Consider the following 16,592-nt stretch of genomic DNA (forward strand, 5'->3'; position numbering starts at 1 on the left):
ATTAAAAAATAGAGGAATGACGAGCTTTTGCTCTTAGGAGGATATTGAATGACGGAACGAAAAAAATTAGTGCTTGTCGACGGAAACAGTCTGGCGTACCGGGCGTTTTTTGCATTGCCGCTTTTAAGCAATGAAAAAGGCATCCATACAAATGCCGTATACGGGTTTGCGATGATTTTAATGAAAATGCTGGAAGATGAAAAGCCGACCCACATGCTGGTGGCTTTTGATGCGGGAAAAACCACTTTCCGCCACAGTACGTTTAAAGAATATAAAGGCGGAAGACAAAAAACGCCGCCGGAGCTTTCAGAACAGATGCCGTTCATCCGCGAGCTCCTTGATGCCTACAAAATCAGCCGCTACGAGCTTCCTGAATATGAAGCGGACGATATTATCGGCACCCTTGCCGTTTCTGCTGAAAAAGAAGGCTTCGAAGTAAAGGTAGTGTCGGGGGACAAGGACTTAACCCAGCTTGCAACCGGGAAAACGACCGTTGCCATTACGAGAAAAGGCATTACTGACGTGGAAGATTACACGCCGGAGCACGTGCAAGAAAAGTACGGTCTGACCCCTTTGCAAATCATTGATATGAAGGGATTAATGGGGGATTCATCCGATAACATACCGGGCGTCCCCGGCGTCGGAGAAAAAACCGCGATTAAGCTTTTAAAGCAGTTCCATTCGGTTGAGAAACTGCTTGATTCCATTGATGAAGTCAGCGGAAAAAAATTAAAAGAAAAGCTTGAAGAATATAAGGAACAAGCCCTGATGAGCAAAGAGCTGGCGACGATTATGACAAATGCGCCGATTGAAGTCAAGCCCGAAGATTTAGATTACCAAGGGTTTGACCGTGAACAAGTTGTTGCCATTTTTAAAGACCTCGGTTTTAATACGCTTCTTGAGCGGCTCGGTGAAGAAAGCGGCGAAACGGCGGAAGAAAATTTTGAAGACATCAATGTTGAAACGGCAGAAGAAATCACCGAAGATATGCTCGTTTCGCCGTCCGCTTTGGTCGTTGAACAAATCGGTGATAACTATCACGAAGAACCGATCCTCGGCTTTTCCATCGTGAATGAAACAGGTCTTTATTATATTCCGAAAGAAATCGCCATTCAGTCTGAAGCTTTTAAATCTTGGGCTGAAGATGAATCGATGAAAAAGTGGGTGTTCGACAGCAAACGTTCCGTCGTCGCTTTGCGCTGGCAGGGAATTGAGCTGAAGGGAACGGAATTTGACGCGCTTCTTGCTGCCTACATTATAAACCCGGGCAATTCGTACGACGATGTCGCAAGCGTAGCGAAAGAATACGGGCTGAATATCGTTTCAAAAGATGAAGCGGTATACGGAAAGGGCGCAAAGCGCGCCGTTCCGGCTGAAAAAGAGCTTGCCGATCATCTCGCGCGGAAAGCGTCTGCCGTTAACAGCCTCCGTGATAAACTGCTCGACGCTTTGGAAGAAAATAATCAGCTTGAATTATATGAAGATCTCGAACTCCCGCTTGCGCTTATTCTCGGAGAAATGGAGTCAATGGGCGTCAAAGTGGATGTTGAAAGACTGAAGCGAATGGGCGAAGAGCTTAAGGCGAAGCTGAAAGAATATGAAGAAAAAATCCATGACATCGCCGGTGAGCCGTTTAACATCAATTCACCAAAACAGCTCGGCGTCATTCTGTTTGAAAAGCTCGGCCTGCCGCCAGTAAAGAAAACAAAAACAGGCTATTCCACTTCAGCTGATGTGCTTGAGAAGCTCGCAGACAAACATGATATCGTTGCGCACATTCTGCAATACAGACAAATCGGCAAACTCCAATCGACTTATATTGAAGGGCTGCTGAAAGTCACGCGCAAGGATTCTCATAAAGTGCATACACGATTCAATCAGGCATTGACTCAAACCGGACGCCTCAGCTCAACGGATCCGAACCTGCAAAATATTCCGATCCGGCTGGAGGAAGGGCGGAAAATCCGTCAGGCTTTCGTACCGTCCGAACCGGACTGGCTTATTTTCGCCGCCGATTATTCACAAATTGAATTAAGGGTGCTTGCGCATATTTCAAAAGATGAAAATCTGATCGAAGCGTTTACGAATGACATGGACATTCACACAAAAACCGCCATGGACGTATTTCATGTCAGTGAAGATGAAGTGACACAAGCGATGCGCCGCCAGGCAAAGGCCGTCAATTTCGGTATTGTTTACGGCATCAGTGATTACGGGCTGTCACAAAACCTCGGCATCACCCGGAAAGAAGCGGGCGCTTTTATAGACCGCTATTTGGAGAGCTTCCCGGGCGTTAAGGCGTATATGGAAGAATCGGTGCAGGAAGCGAAGCAAAAAGGATATGTCACGACACTTATGCAGCGCCGCCGCTACATTCCTGAGCTGACAAGCCGCAACTTCAACCTGCGGAGCTTTGCGGAACGGACGGCCATGAATACGCCGATTCAGGGAAGCGCCGCCGATATTATTAAAAAAGCCATGATTGACATGGCAGCTGAGCTGAAAGAAAAAAACCTGAAGGCGCGACTGCTGCTTCAGGTGCACGATGAATTGATTTTTGAAGCGCCTAAGGAAGAAATTGAAATATTAGAGAAGCTGGTTCCTGAAGTGATGGAGCATGCTTTGGCATTAGACGTGCCGCTGAAGGCGGATTATGCTTCAGGGCCGTCTTGGTACGATGCAAAATAAACAGAGAAAAAGGAAGTGATGATTGTGCCGGAATTACCAGAAGTTGAAACGGTCCGGCGCACTCTGACCGGTCTTGTGAAGGGGAAAACGATTGAATCGGCGGATATCAGATGGCCGAATATCATCAAAAAACCCGCCGAGCCGGAGGAATTCGCGCGGCAGATTGCAGGAGAAACAATCCGATCCATCGGAAGAAGGGGAAAGTTTTTGCTTTTCCATCTGGATCATTATGTCATGGTGTCCCACCTGCGGATGGAGGGGAAATACGGTCTTCATCAAGCCGATGAGCCTGACGATAAACATGTGCACGTCGTGTTTCACATGACGGACGGAACACAGCTCCGCTACCGGGATGTCCGGAAATTCGGCACGATGCATTTGTTTGCGCCGGGAGAGGAATTGAATGCATTACCGCTTTCACAGCTCGGGCCCGAACCCGATGATGAAGCATTTACCGCTGCTTATTTAAAAGAGCGGCTTGCAAAAACGAACCGCGCGGTGAAAACCGCCCTGCTCGACCAAAAAGCGGTCGTCGGCCTCGGCAATATTTATGTCGATGAAGCTTTATTCCGGGCGCGTATTCATCCTGAGACAAAAGCGAACAGTCTGTCAGACGGGCAGATAAAAACGCTTCATACAGAAATTAAAGACACCCTTCAGGAAGCGATTGACGCGGGCGGGAGCACCGTCCGGTCTTATATCAATTCTCAAGGGGAAATCGGAATGTTTCAGCTCAAACATTACGTATACGGCAAAAAGGATGAACCGTGCAAAACGTGCGGCACAATGATTTCTAAAATCGTGGTCGGCGGAAGGGGTACGCATTTTTGCGCCCGCTGCCAAAAAAAATCATGAACTGAAGCTGTTCAAGCAGGCGGCAGCAGAATGACTTTTTTCTAACACAGTTGATGACCTTTCTCCATATATATATTGTGATTCACCCAATAGGCATATGTCACAATTGCCGATCAAGAGAAAGGGAGAAACGGATATGGAGATTGTTTCTTTGCTGCTTTTGGCTTTTGCTGTCAGCTTGGACAGTTTTTCAGTCGGGTTTACGTATGGTTTGAGAAAAATGAAAATCCCGTTCAAAGCGATTGCCGTGATCGCTTGCTGTTCAGCCTCTGTGATGTTTATATCCATGCTGATCGGCCATTTTCTGACAAAGATTTTTCCCGTATCCGTCACGGAAAAACTGGGCGGGCTGATCTTAATCGGAATCGGGGCATGGGTCATCTGGCAATTTTTCAAACCGGATAAAGAGCCGGATTACTTATTGCATGAAAAAACGTTACTTAATCTTGAAGTGAAATCGCTCGGCATCGTCATTCATATTTTGAAAAAACCGACCAGCGCCGATATTGATCAATCCGGAACCATTAACGGAGTCGAGGCGCTTCTGCTCGGTATCGCCTTATCCATTGACGCGTTTGGCGCCGGGCTGGGAGCGGCCATTCTCGGCTTTTCTCCGGTTATGATGAGCGTGACTGTCGGGCTGATGAGCTCGCTGTTTGTTTCACTCGGCATAAACGCGGGGCATTTGCTTTCAAGATGGAATTGGATAGATAAAATGACATTTTTGCCGGGAGTCCTGCTGATTATCATCGGGATTTGGAAAATGTAAGAAGGAGTGGGCTTTTTGAGCTTGGTCATCGGTTTAACGGGAGGCATCGCAAGCGGCAAAAGCACGGTAGCGCGTATGCTGATCGACAAAAAAATAACAGTCATTGATGCGGATGTCATCGCAAAACAGGCGGTGGAAAAAGGAATGCCGGCTTACGGACAAATTGTGGAGGCATTCGGAAAAGACATCCTGCTGGAAAATGGCGGTATTGACAGAAAAAAACTCGGTTCTATCGTTTTCACTGACGAACAGAAGCGTCTGAAGCTGAATCAGATCGTTCATCCGGCAGTACGTGCGGAAATGCTGAAACAGCGGGATGAAGCCGTTGCGCGAAAAGAGCAGTTCGTCGTTTTGGATATACCGCTTTTGTATGAAAGCGGGCTTGATTATCTTGTCGGCAAGGTGCTCGTCGTCACCGTACCGGCAGACATTCAGCTTAAACGGCTGATGGAGCGGAATTCCCTTACAGAAGAAGCAGCGATGAGCCGGATAACGTCGCAAATGCCTTTAGCGGATAAAACAAAAAAAGCTGACGCCGTCATTGATAACAGCGGCAGTCTTGAATATACAAAGCACCAGCTTGAGGAAGTATTGAGCGGCTGGGCATAAACAAACACCGTTCGGAAAGCCGAACGGTGTTTTTCTGGTTAAAAATCAAAATTGTCAGGATCAGGACCGACACGGAGGTTTTCGTTCAGATCATCAATCCGCTTCATATCGTCAGCTGACAGTTCGAAATCAAAGACATTTGCATTTTCTTCAATACGGTGTTTTTTCGTTGATTTCGGAATGGTGATGACACCGTTCTGCAAATCCCAGCGCAAAATCACTTGGGCGGCTGATTTGCCGTACTTCTCAGCGATTTCCTGTAAAACGGTGTGATCAAGCAGCTGACCTTGCATCAATGGCGACCACGCTTCAAGCTGAATGCCTTGTTCAGTGCAGAAAGCAAGCAGTTCTTTCTGTGTCAGACGAGGATGGTACTCCACCTGGTTGATCATCGGCTTGATTTCCGTCTCTTTCATGAGATGTTTCAGATGGTGAATTTGGAAATTGCTGACCCCGATCGCCTTAATGCGTCCATCCCGGTAGAGGGTTTCGAGCGCCCGCCACGCATCGATGTACTTTCCTTCGACAGGCCAATGGATCAAATATAAATCCAAATAATCTAAACCGAGTTTTTCTAAGCTTGTGTCAAACGCTTTTAACGTTTCTTCATATCCTAAATCGGCATTCCATACTTTTGACGTGACAAAAATGTCTTCACGTTTTAATCCCGCTTCTTGCAGCCCTTGGCGGATGCCTTCGCCGACACCTTCTTCATTTCCGTAAATCGCGGCGGTATCAACGCTGCGATAGCCGTGCACCAATGCCGTTTTCACCGCGTTGACGAGTTCCGCGCCTTCCTCTACTTTGAAAACTCCGATGCCGAACCAAGGCATCTCTACTCCGTTATGCAATGTTGCTTTTGCTTGTAAATGTGTTGTCATGTATATATTCCTCCTATTAGTTGTCTGTTGAAACAATCAAAATGCGCTGAAGAAAAACTCACCTCCTTTCAAGGGCAGTGCGATCCCGCTTTTCAAGCTTCCTGCTCCATCCGGTTAATACGACCGCGCTGAGCACCATCAGCGCCCCGATCCAAGCGGTATGAATGATTCCGATTGAGTCTGTAATGATTCCGCCGGCAAACGAGCCGATCGCGATTCCGGCATTAAATGCCGCGATATTTAATGCTGATGCTGTATCAACGGCGCTTGGCGCAAAACGTTCACTCAGCATCACGACATATACCTGAAGCCCCGGCACATTCATAAACGCCAACAGCCCCATGAAAATAATGGTGATCAGCCCGGCTGTTTTAAACGGCGCGGTAAAAGTCAGAACAAACAGCACAGCAGCCTGGACAATGAACATATAAAACAAGGCTTTCAGCGGATTTCGGTTTGATAAACGGCCGCCAATCATGTTTCCGATGGCAATCGCAATTCCGTAAATGAGCAGGATGGCCGCGACGGTTTCTTTCTGAAAACCGGTTACCTCCTGAAGAAGCGGAGATAAATACGTAAACACGACAAACGTTCCGCCGTAGCCTAACGCGGTAATGATAAATAAAAGCAATAACCGGCCGTTTGTGACGAGTTTGACCTGCTCGGCAAATGCGGTTTTCGTCCCTTTGCGCAAATGTGACGGAACGAGAAGCGCGTTTGTGAGGAATGCGATGATTCCTACCGCCACAATGACGGCAAATGCGATTCTCCATCCGAATTGCTGGCCGAGATAGGTGCCGAATGGAACGCCGGTCACCGTAGCCACCGTCAGCCCCGTAAACATGATAGAAATCGCGCTTGCTCTTTTATGCTCCGGCACGATATTGGCGGCGATTGTTGCCCCGATTGACATGAAAATGCCGTGGGAAAAAGCCGAAATGACCCGTGCCGCCAGTAAGACGCCGATTGAGGAAGCGCTCGCTGCGAGTGTATTTCCGGCAATAAAAATTAACATCACCCAGAGCAGCAGCGTTTTCCGCGACATGCCGGATGTGAGAGACGTTAAAACCGGCGCGCCGAATGTCACGCCCAGAGCATACATGGAAACGGTAAGTCCCGCCGTTGTCACAGGTATATGCAGATCTTGAGATATAAGCGGCAGCAGCCCGACGCTGATAAATTCGGTTGTGCCGATCGCAAAAGCGCTGACGGCTAATGCCAGCAGCGCTGGTAAATAGCTTTGGCGATGTGAAGACATCTGTTTTCCTCCTTGAACGATAATGTATGGTTGAAATGATGCCGGGTAAACGATATAAGTATAAGAGTACATTCCTTTTCAGCCGGCAAATGTCATTATGATCGATAGAAGTGTCATTGAAAAGAACGTACTTTTAAGTGCCATAGGCACTTTTTAGTTCCTATAGATGAGGAGGAATTACCGTTGCTGAAGAAAAAATACAATATATCCGTAGAGGCGGCGCTTGAAGTGATCGGCGGAAAATGGAAGTGTGTGATCCTCTGCCACCTCATGCGCGGGAAAAAACGGACAAGCGAATTGAAGCGGCTTATGCCGGACATCACCCAGAAGATGCTGACACAGCAATTGCGGGAGCTGGAAGCTGACGGCGTCATCAACCGGATCGTATACAATCAGGTGCCGCCGAAAGTGGAATACGAGCTGAGTGAATACGGGCACAGTCTGGAAAGAATTTTAAACGCGCTGTGCGACTGGGGCGCGATGCATATTGCTAAACGGTACGGCGAGGTGTCTTCCGTTTTAGAGGACAGCATTTTAAATGACAAATTTAAAGAACCGGGACAAATATAAGAAAAAAGCAGGCAGCCTGAGACGCTGATCCTGCTTTTTTTATGGAAGAAAGATCATTTTATATGCAAAAAAACCGATTGAACAACATATTGATCGGTATAAGGGTGGATTTTTATCAAGTTGTACTGGCGGATTTCTTTTAATGTGTTATACTATATATAAATAAAGGTAAATTAGAGTGGCATATTAAAAAGGGGTGACCTGAGCATGAAGGTAAAAGTAGCAATCAACGGGTTTGGAAGAATCGGAAGAATGGTGTTCAGAAAAGCAATGGAAGATGATCAAATTCAAATAACAGCCATTAATGCAAGCTATCCCCCGGAAACGCTTGCTCATTTGATAAAGTATGACACAATTCACGGTAAATACGATCAAGAAGTTGAGACCTCCGACGACAGCCTGATCGTCAACGGAAAACATATTATGCTGTTCAATCGCCGGGACCCGAGAGAGCTTCCGTGGAAAGAATGCGGAATAGACATCGTCGTAGAGGCAACGGGGAAATTTAATTCAAAAGAAAAAGCGATGAGCCATATTGAAGCAGGGGCGAAAAAAGTCATTTTAACGGCTCCGGGCAAAAATGAAGACGTTACCATTGTCATGGGAGTAAATGAAGAGCAGTTCAATCCCGATGAACATGTCATTATTTCAAATGCATCCTGCACGACAAACTGTCTTGCGCCGGTCGTCAAAGTGCTTGATCAGGAATTCGGGATTGAAAGCGGCCTGATGACGACTGTTCACGCTTACACGAATGATCAAAAAAATATCGACAATCCGCATAAAGATCTGCGGAGGGCGAGAGCGTGCGGAGAATCCATCATTCCGACTTCTACAGGCGCCGCCAAAGCGCTGTCGCTCGTGCTGCCTCATTTGAAAGGAAAACTTCACGGCCTCGCTTTGCGTGTTCCCGTTCCGAATGTGTCATTAGTGGACCTTGTCTGCGATCTGAAAACAGATGTGTCGGCCGAGCAAGTGAACGCCGCTTTCCAAAGAGCCGCAAAAACGTCGATGTACGGCATTCTTGATTATTCGGATGAGCCGCTCGTTTCTTCGGATTATAATACGAATTCACACTCTGCGATCATCGACGGTCTGACAACGATGGTGATGGAAGACCGAAAAGTAAAGGTGCTCGCCTGGTATGACAATGAATGGGGATATTCCTGCCGGGTCGTTGATCTTATCCGTCACGTCGCCGCGCGAATGAAACACCCGTCAGCTGTGTAGACTAAAGATCATGGACATTTGTTAGAAAAAAACCCTTAACGGCATATTCGCAAAAAACACACCTTGCAAAATAAACTTAAACACAGTATACTATCTTTCGTGAACTTCTTGCTCGTGACTGCTTCGGAATTACTTAAAGGGTTAGGACCTCTCCGGACTAACTTTCCCCCGTGGTAAATGGCCGGGTCAGTTCTCGGAAATTCACTTTTTTAATTCTTGTTAAGGGGGGTCCATGATTATGGAAACAATGGGGCGTCACGTCATCTCCGAGCTGTGGGGATGCGATTTTGATAAGCTCAATGACATGGATTTTATTGAAAAAACGTTTGTAAATGCTGCTTTGAAATCAGGAGCTGAAGTGCGCGAGGTCGCATTTCACAAATTTGCACCGCAAGGCGTAAGCGGAGTCGTTATCATCTCTGAGTCACATTTAACGATTCACAGTTTTCCTGAACACGGATATGCAAGCATTGATGTTTATACTTGTGGAGACCTGGATCCTAATGTGGCTGCGGATTACATTGCGGACGCATTACATGCAGATACAAGAGAAAACATTGAAATACCGAGAGGAATGGGGCCTGTACAGATTAAACAGGCACAAGCGAAAGTACTGTAATTTTCAAAACGCAAACACAAGGGAGCTAAGCTGAAAAAGCCATTACGCGCTTTGAAGCTGATGCTCCTTTTCTAATGTAAAAAAACAGCATTGCTTTTTCTTTAAGCATTTTTTTTGTAAAATAGAAAAGATAAGGCCGGTCTATCGGCTCTCCCAACAAATAGGCTCATCCTAGAAACGTTGGCGGGCATTTACCGGAAGCTTGCGAACCGCATTACAGCAACGAAACAGATGGGAGCTGATCCAATTTGAAATGTCCTTCATGCCAGCACAACGGTTCCCGCGTACTTGATTCACGGCCTGCGGACGAAGGGAAATCAATCCGCAGAAGGCGGGAATGCGAAGCCTGCCATTACCGCTTCACTACATTTGAGAAGTTTGAAGAGATGCCTCTGATCGTCGTGAAAAAAGAAGGCGTCCGGGAAGAATTCAGCCGTGAAAAAATGCTGCGCGGGTTAATTAAAGCTTGTGAAAAAAGGCCCGTTCCTTTAAAAACATTGGAAGACATGTGCTTTGACATTGAAAAAGAGCTGAGAAATCAAGGTGTATCTGAAGTCAAAAGCGAACTTGTCGGAGAAATGGTAATGGACCGTCTGGCGAAAATCGATGAGGTGTCTTATGTCCGCTTTGCCTCCGTCTACCGGCAGTTTAAGGATATAAACGTGTTTATCGATGAATTGAAAGATTTAATAAAGAAAGAACGCTGAGAGAGCTAAGAGATTGTGTCTGGCTCTTTTCTCATGAGCAAAATTGGCATTTGATAGATCGCAGAAACGGTGTAAAATGAGAGTAGAAACATATCGGAAGGTTTGAGAATCATGGCTGACTATTGGAATGACGTATTGCCTGTAGATCCTTATACGGTCAAAAGCCGTTCGCTTCTTCAGGATGTCGACAGACAGGTTTTGACACATCTGTACCAGCCGCTGATCGGTTCTTTTGCATTCTCCCTTTATATGACCTTATGGGGGGAGCTTGAGCAGAACCGCTTGTGGGGAGCGGAATCCACGCACAGGCAGCTGATGGGCATGATGCAGTCAAATTTAAAAAAGATTCATCATGAACAGGGAAAGCTTGAAGGAATCGGGCTGCTGAAAGTATATATCCGGGAGTCCGAGCAAAAAGAGCGGATGTTTATTTATGAGCTGCTGCCCCCGCTCAGACCGAATGATTTTTTTGAAGACGGCATGCTGAATGTCTTTCTTTATAACAGAGTCGGTAAAACGAAATACCAGCAGCTGAGACAATTTTACACGCACCCTTCCGTCGGCGCGGGCGCAAGGGAAATTACCCGTCCGTTTAATCACGCTTTTGCCTCTTTTCAGCCGAGCGAATGGAAAATGACGCCTGATATGGAAGAGGCGATGAAGCTCCCCGAGGACTATGAGACGGCGTCTGTCGGACAAGCGCCTTCCTATACGGTGACGGAGGAAGTATTTGATTTTGAGCTTTTCATGGCGGGACTGTCAGAAACGATGATACCGCGTAAATCAATCACGCAGGACGTGCGGGAGAGCATTAAAAAGCTTTCATATTTATACGGAATAGATCCTATCTCCATGCAGCACGTCGTCATGACCGCAATTAATGAACAGGATACGATAACGGCCGAAGCGCTGAGGAAAGCGGCCAGCGACTGGTACCAAATTGAAAGAAGCGGTAAGCTTCCGGAACTGATTGATAAAACACAGCCTGTCACCTTGAGAGAAAACCGGACGGAAAAGGACGATTCATTGAACGGCGAACTCATCGCACAGCTTGAGACCATATCACCGAGAAAGCTTCTTCAGGACATTGCGGACGGGACCGAGCCGTCAAAAGCCGACTTGCAGATTATTGCCGATATTATGTTCGAACAAAAGCTTGAGCCCGGCGTCACCAATGTGCTGATTTATTATGTCATGCTGAAAACGGATATGAAGCTGTCCAAAAACTATATCCAAAAAATCGCCGCCCACTGGGCCAGAAAGAAAGTCAAAACGGTACGGGAAGCAATGAAGCTCGCAATAGAAGAGCACAGGCAATATCTTGATTGGGCGGACGGCAAAACAAACGGCGCGGCGCGCGGCAAAAAAACCGTCCGGGAAGAAAAGCGCCCTGATTGGATGAAAGAAGAAACCGGGAAGAAACAAGAACAGCCGGCTCTTTCCGCGCAGGATCTTGAAGAACAGAAGAAAAAAATGATGGAAGAAATGAAAAAACTGAAAAAATACTCTGCCTATTGAGACAGAGAAGCGGGGTGATATTGAATGGAACCGATCAGCCGATCCTTAGAAGGCGTGACGAAAAGACCTGACTTTCAAAAACGCCTGGAACGAATGCAGCAGCAAGTCATGGCCGACGAAGACGTCCAGGCTTTTTTGAAGGAACAGAAAGATGTAATCAATCAAAGCATGATTGACAGAGGGTTAAATAAACTGTACGAATTCGTTCAGCAAAGCAAACAGTGCGCCTTCTGTTCGAAAGACAGCCGGACGAACAGCCTGCTTGAAGGCTATCATCCGAAGCTTGTGATCAACGGGCGTTCCATCGATATTGAATATTACGAATGTCCGGAAAAGAGAAAGCTCGACCGCCAGAAAAGGCAAAAGTCCCTGATGAAGAGCATGTATATCCAGCAGGATCTTCTCGGCGCGACGTTTCAGCAGATCGACATTACCGATCCGAGCAGAGTCGGCATTTTCCAGCATGTGACGGATTTTCTGAAGAGCTATAATGAAACGGGAAAAGGCAAAGGGCTGTATCTGTACGGAAAATTCGGAATCGGGAAGACATTTATTTTAGCCGCCATTGCCAATGAGCTGGCGGAAAAAGAGTATTCATCAATGATCGTATATGTTCCCGAATTTGTCAGAGAGCTGAAAAACTCGCTCCAGGATCAGTCGTTGGAGGCGAAACTGAATATGGTGAAAACGACGCCCGTACTGATGCTTGATGACATCGGAGCGGAGTCAATGACAAGCTGGGTCAGAGATGAGGTCATCGGCACCGTGCTTCAGCACAGAATGAGCCAGCAGCTTCCCACTTTCTTCTCGTCTAATTTTTCACCTGACGAGCTGAAGCATCATTTTACGTATTCACAGCGGGGAGAAAAGGAAGAAGTAAAAGCGGCAAGACTGATGGAGCGGATTTTATATTTGGCTTCGCCCGTCCGTCTTGACGGGGAAAACCGCCGCCGTTCATGATGCCGGCGTCCAATGGGAAGGATTTGAGGGAATGAGGAATAAGAAGGCTGTCACTTGGGCTGCGGCTGCGGCGGGAGCGGGCCTTTTGCTGTGGGCAAACCGCAAATATCTGAATCTGTCGCCTAAGGAGATCCGGCTGTGGGTATTATCGTTCGGTGTTTTTGCGCCGCTTGTGTTTATCGGAATTTCCATCGTCAGGCCTTTTGTGCTGTTTCCCGTATCAATCGTTTCCGTCGCCGGAGGATTGGCGTTCGGCCCGTTTTTCGGCACCGTGTATACGCTGGCGGGCTCAATGGGCGCTGCCGCCGCGTCTTTTTTTGCAGCGGGGCTGTTTGCCTTTAATGAGAAAAGCCGTCATGGAAAAATGGAAGCCATTCAAAAGCAGATGAAAACCAATGGCTTCTTTTATATTTTTATCCTGCGTATTCTGCCTGTTAACTTTGATGTGATCAGCTATGCCGCGGGCCTATCGAAAGTCAGGCCGATGACGTATTTTTTGGCGACCGCAGCGGGCATCATTCCGGGGACGATCGTCCTGAATGTGCTCGGCGCGAGCTTTATGTCCGGCAATGTGCTGACCGTACTCGGCGTGATCTGTCTTTACATCGTATTTTTATCGCTTCCCGTTATATTTAAAAAGAAGGTGCGTCATTTGTTCGGCGGTGAAAGCTAACCTTTACGTCTATTTTAAAAACATCCCCCATATACTTGTAACAGATGCCGTAAGGGGGGACAAATATGCTTGAAGTGATCTTTGAAGATGACCACGATACCGCCGCTTTTTTACATCTCATTCAGCAATCGGACGACCGGAGACATTTTATTGTCCGTGAAGGCATAAAAAAAGTCGGAATCGCAAGGTCTGAAACGGCTTTTTGCGTTCAGCGCTTTATTGAGCCGATACTTGTCAGGTTTTTTTTGGAATGCAAAGAAGACGAGCATATGCTTTCGCTTATTGAGGATGCATACTGCTTCACCGATCAGGATGAACAGCAGCAAATCCTTCAGCTTGCACACAGCATTATGGAAGGAGAGCTTGATGATCATCCGTTCGAGCCGAAGAAAGAGCCGCGCACACAGTTTATTTCAGATGCGCTCCGGACGATTTCACTTGATGCGGGTGTTTTTTCCGTGCGTTCGTTTCAGACGTTTCGGCTCAGCAGGTATTATGAGCGGCTCAGAGAATACGCGGAGGCTGCGATAGATGAATATCGGATGGAACAGGAATATCAAAACTTTATCCAGTCTCTGAGAGATTATGTGACATCCAATCCGCCGCGGATGAAGAAAGTCCGCATCGTACATGACCGGGCTTTTACGCTGTGGGAGCTGCGCTATTTGTCAGAACGGGAACAGAAAAAATACATAGACAGACGGTTTGTGCGGGAGCACCCGATGTATATAGACTCCCATCTCCTTGCGCCGCTGATCTCCATTGCGCCTGAGACGGTAGAACTGTATACGGACAAACCGGAGCATATGATGTCCAGAACGATTCAAAACGTGTTTCAGGAGAGGGTGCGCCTTTTTCCGCTGGGCGCGTTTGCAGCCGAGAAGACGGAAGGATAGCCGCACGGACGGCCTTGTGTAAGCGGCAGGGCTGTCTTTGCGAAATCAGACGGAAAACCGAGTTGCATTTTTTTCACAGACATTTTATAATACATAAAAGATTAATGATTGCTACACGTATTGATAAGGACATGAAGCATTGATACCGGCTTTATAAGAGAGGAGAGCCCAGGCTGAAAGCTTTCCAGCTATGGATCATTGTCTTTACCGCCTTTGAACTTCAGCTGTGAACGCCGGAAGAAGCGCCAGTAATAGCTGACGGGAACTCCCGTTACAGAGCTTAGAGCCGCAGGTGCCGAAGCAATCGGCCGCGCGGAAAAAAGGGTGGAACCACGATTCCGTTTATTTAACCTCGTCCCTTTCATAGGGGGCGGGGTTTTTGATTTGCATAAAAAAAGGAGTGACGAAGATGTCAGATATGATCAACATCACATTTCCGGACGGAGCGGTAAAGGAATTTCCGAAAGGAACAACAACAGAAGATATCGCGGCATCCATCAGTCCGGGATTAAAGAAAAAGTCTTTAGCCGGAAAACTGAACGGACAGGAAATTGATTTAAGAACACCGATTCAAGAGGATGGTGCCGTAGAAATCATTACAGAAGGCACAGAAGAAGGTTTGAACATCATGCGGCACAGCACGGCGCATTTATTGGCCCAGGCGATAAAACGCATTTATAAAGATGTGAAATTCGGAGTCGGCCCCGTCATTGAAAACGGGTTCTATTATGACATTGAAATGGAGCAGGCGCTGACGCCGGATGACCTTCCGAAGATTGAAAAAGAAATGAAACGCATCGTCGGTGAAAATCTGCCGATTATCCGAAAAGAAGTGAGCCGTGATGAAGCAAAAGCCATGTTTGCGGAAATCGGCGATAATCTGAAGCTTGAACTGCTGGATGCCATCCCAGAAGACGAAACGGTCTCAATTTATGAGCAGGGCGAATTTTTTGACCTGTGCCGCGGCGTGCACGTGCCGTCTACAGGCAAAATTAAAGAATTTAAGCTGCTTAGCCTTGCGGGCGCATACTGGCGCGGCGACAGCAAAAACCAAATGCTTCAGCGCATTTACGGCACGGCCTTCTTTAAAAAGGATGACCTGAAAGAGCATTTGCGGATGCTTGAAGAAGCGAAAGAGCGTGACCACCGAAAACTGGGCAAAGAATTAAAATTGTTCGCCAACTCTCAAAAAGTCGGACAAGGCCTGCCGCTCTGGCTGCCGAAAGGCGCGACCATCCGACGCGTGATCGAGCGCTACATTGTGGATAAAGAGCTGAGCCTCGGTTATGAGCACGTCTATACGCCTGTTCTCGGAAGCAAAGACCTGTACGAAACATCAGGGCACTGGGATCATTATCAGGATACGATGTTCCCGCCGATGGAAATGGACAATGAAACACTCGTGCTCCGTCCGATGAACTGTCCTCACCATATGATGATTTACAAACAGGACATTCACAGCTACCGCGAGCTTCCGATCCGCATCGCAGAGCTGGGAACGATGCATCGTTATGAACTGTCCGGGGCGCTTTCAGGTCTTCAGCGCGTACGCGGCATGACGTTAAATGACGCGCACATTTTCGTCCGCCCTGACCAGATTAAAGAAGAATTCATCCGCACGGTCCGTTTGATTCAAGACGTATACGAAGACTTCGGCCTGAATGATTACACATTCCGCCTGTCTTACCGCGATCCTGAAGATACGGAAAAATATTTTGATGATGATGAGATGTGGAACAAAGCGCAGTCCATGCTGAAAGCGGCAATGGATGAGATGGGGCACGACTACTATGAAGCGGAAGGCGAAGCGGCGTTTTACGGCCCTAAGCTTGACGTGCAGGTGAAAACGGCGATCGGCAAAGAAGAGACATTGTCAACTGTACAGCTTGACTTCCTTCTTCCGGAACGCTTTGATCTCACTTACGTCGGAGAAGACGGCAAACAGCACCGTCCTGTCGTTATTCACCGCGGCGTCGTGTCAACGATGGAGCGTTTCGTTGCTTTCTTAATCGAAGAGCACAAAGGCGCCCTTCCGACATGGCTTGCGCCGGTGCAATTCCAAGTCATTCCTGTATCACCGTCCGTGCATCTTGATTATGCGAAAAAAGTGCAGGAGCGCCTGCAGCGTGAAGGCCTGCGTGTCGAGCTTGACAGCCGGGATGAGAAAATCGGCTATAAAATCCGTGAAGCGCAAATGCAAAAAATCCCGTACATGCTTGTGGTCGGTGACCAAGAAGCGGAAAACGGCGCGGTAAACGTCCGGAAATACGGCGAGCAGAAATCAGAAACCGTCTCATTGGACGATTTTGTGAAAAAGGCTGTAGCTGAAGCGAAAAAATAACCGGAAATACAAAAAACC

15 protein-coding genes are annotated in these 16,592 nt (G+C 47.4%); 13 read left to right on the forward strand and 2 right to left on the reverse strand.

The genetic code is table 11. The annotated features are described in order from the left end of the window. Positions 1–48: 48 nt before the first annotated feature. The 4 genes from polA to coaE all read left to right on the forward strand — a co-directional run bounded on the left by polA (position 49) and on the right by coaE (position 4,921). On the forward strand, positions 49–2,688 hold the full coding sequence (gene polA / locus NQS30_RS13955) for a DNA polymerase I (protein WP_015417985.1): 2,640 nt from the start codon (positions 49–51) through the stop codon (positions 2,686–2,688). Positions 2,689–2,712: 24 nt separating this feature from the next. Next, entirely contained in the window at positions 2,713–3,543 is an 831-nt protein-coding gene (mutM, locus tag NQS30_RS13960) for a DNA-formamidopyrimidine glycosylase (protein ID WP_015417984.1), read from the forward strand. Positions 3,544–3,679: 136 nt separating this feature from the next. Continuing rightward, positions 3,680–4,312, forward strand: coding sequence for a sporulation membrane protein YtaF (gene ytaF / locus NQS30_RS13965; protein WP_053573128.1), 633 nt, complete (start codon positions 3,680–3,682; stop codon positions 4,310–4,312). Between the two features lie 15 nt (positions 4,313–4,327). Further along, positions 4,328–4,921, forward strand: coding sequence for a dephospho-CoA kinase (coaE, locus tag NQS30_RS13970; protein WP_033574197.1), 594 nt, complete (start codon positions 4,328–4,330; stop codon positions 4,919–4,921). Between the two features lie 38 nt (positions 4,922–4,959). Here coaE and NQS30_RS13975 read toward each other — a convergent pair whose 3' ends face one another. Together NQS30_RS13975 and NQS30_RS13980 are read right to left on the reverse strand one after the other, a co-directional pair. Continuing rightward, positions 4,960–5,802 (reverse strand): aldo/keto reductase, encoded by an 843-nt coding sequence (locus NQS30_RS13975; RefSeq protein WP_007408081.1) that lies wholly within the window; start codon positions 5,800–5,802, stop codon positions 4,960–4,962. A 58-nt stretch (positions 5,803–5,860) separates the two neighbouring features. Then, the gene (locus tag NQS30_RS13980) at positions 5,861–7,060 is read right to left on the reverse strand and encodes an MFS transporter (protein ID WP_007408082.1); all 1,200 of its coding nucleotides are present in this window, start codon (positions 7,058–7,060) and stop codon (positions 5,861–5,863) included. A gap of 183 nt (positions 7,061–7,243) precedes the next feature. Here NQS30_RS13980 and NQS30_RS13985 point away from each other — a divergent pair, with 183 nt between their 5' ends. From NQS30_RS13985 to thrS, 9 genes are all read left to right on the forward strand, one after another. Then, positions 7,244–7,630, forward strand: a complete 387-nt coding sequence (locus tag NQS30_RS13985; RefSeq protein ID WP_003152469.1) for a winged helix-turn-helix transcriptional regulator — start codon at positions 7,244–7,246, stop codon at positions 7,628–7,630. A gap of 207 nt (positions 7,631–7,837) precedes the next feature. After that, positions 7,838–8,860: a glyceraldehyde-3-phosphate dehydrogenase gene (locus NQS30_RS13990; protein ID WP_007408083.1), complete on the forward strand. Its 1,023-nt coding sequence runs from the start codon at positions 7,838–7,840 to the stop codon at positions 8,858–8,860. Positions 8,861–9,098: 238 nt separating this feature from the next. Beyond that, the gene (gene speD, locus NQS30_RS13995; protein WP_003152471.1) at positions 9,099–9,479 is read left to right on the forward strand and encodes an adenosylmethionine decarboxylase; all 381 of its coding nucleotides are present in this window, start codon (positions 9,099–9,101) and stop codon (positions 9,477–9,479) included. A gap of 248 nt (positions 9,480–9,727) precedes the next feature. Continuing rightward, a complete protein-coding gene (nrdR, locus tag NQS30_RS14000; protein ID WP_003152473.1) occupies positions 9,728–10,186 on the forward strand; it encodes a transcriptional regulator NrdR in 459 nt (152 codons plus the stop codon). A gap of 111 nt (positions 10,187–10,297) precedes the next feature. Next, positions 10,298–11,704: a replicative helicase loading/DNA remodeling protein DnaB gene (dnaB, locus tag NQS30_RS14005; RefSeq protein WP_015417981.1), complete on the forward strand. Its 1,407-nt coding sequence runs from the start codon at positions 10,298–10,300 to the stop codon at positions 11,702–11,704. A 24-nt stretch (positions 11,705–11,728) separates the two neighbouring features. Further along, positions 11,729–12,664, forward strand: a complete 936-nt coding sequence (gene dnaI, locus NQS30_RS14010) for a primosomal protein DnaI (RefSeq protein WP_012118157.1) — start codon at positions 11,729–11,731, stop codon at positions 12,662–12,664. A 31-nt stretch (positions 12,665–12,695) separates the two neighbouring features. Next, the gene (locus NQS30_RS14015) at positions 12,696–13,337 is read left to right on the forward strand and encodes a TVP38/TMEM64 family protein (protein ID WP_007408086.1); all 642 of its coding nucleotides are present in this window, start codon (positions 12,696–12,698) and stop codon (positions 13,335–13,337) included. A gap of 65 nt (positions 13,338–13,402) precedes the next feature. Beyond that, the gene (gene ytxC / locus NQS30_RS14020) at positions 13,403–14,233 is read left to right on the forward strand and encodes a putative sporulation protein YtxC (RefSeq protein WP_033574195.1); all 831 of its coding nucleotides are present in this window, start codon (positions 13,403–13,405) and stop codon (positions 14,231–14,233) included. A gap of 409 nt (positions 14,234–14,642) precedes the next feature. Next, the gene (thrS, locus tag NQS30_RS14025; protein WP_218791316.1) at positions 14,643–16,574 is read left to right on the forward strand and encodes a threonine--tRNA ligase; all 1,932 of its coding nucleotides are present in this window, start codon (positions 14,643–14,645) and stop codon (positions 16,572–16,574) included. Positions 16,575–16,592 lie beyond the last annotated feature (18 nt).

This window comes from Bacillus sp. B1(2022), assembly GCF_040259625.1.
Taxonomy (GTDB): domain Bacteria; phylum Bacillota; class Bacilli; order Bacillales; family Bacillaceae; genus Bacillus; species Bacillus velezensis.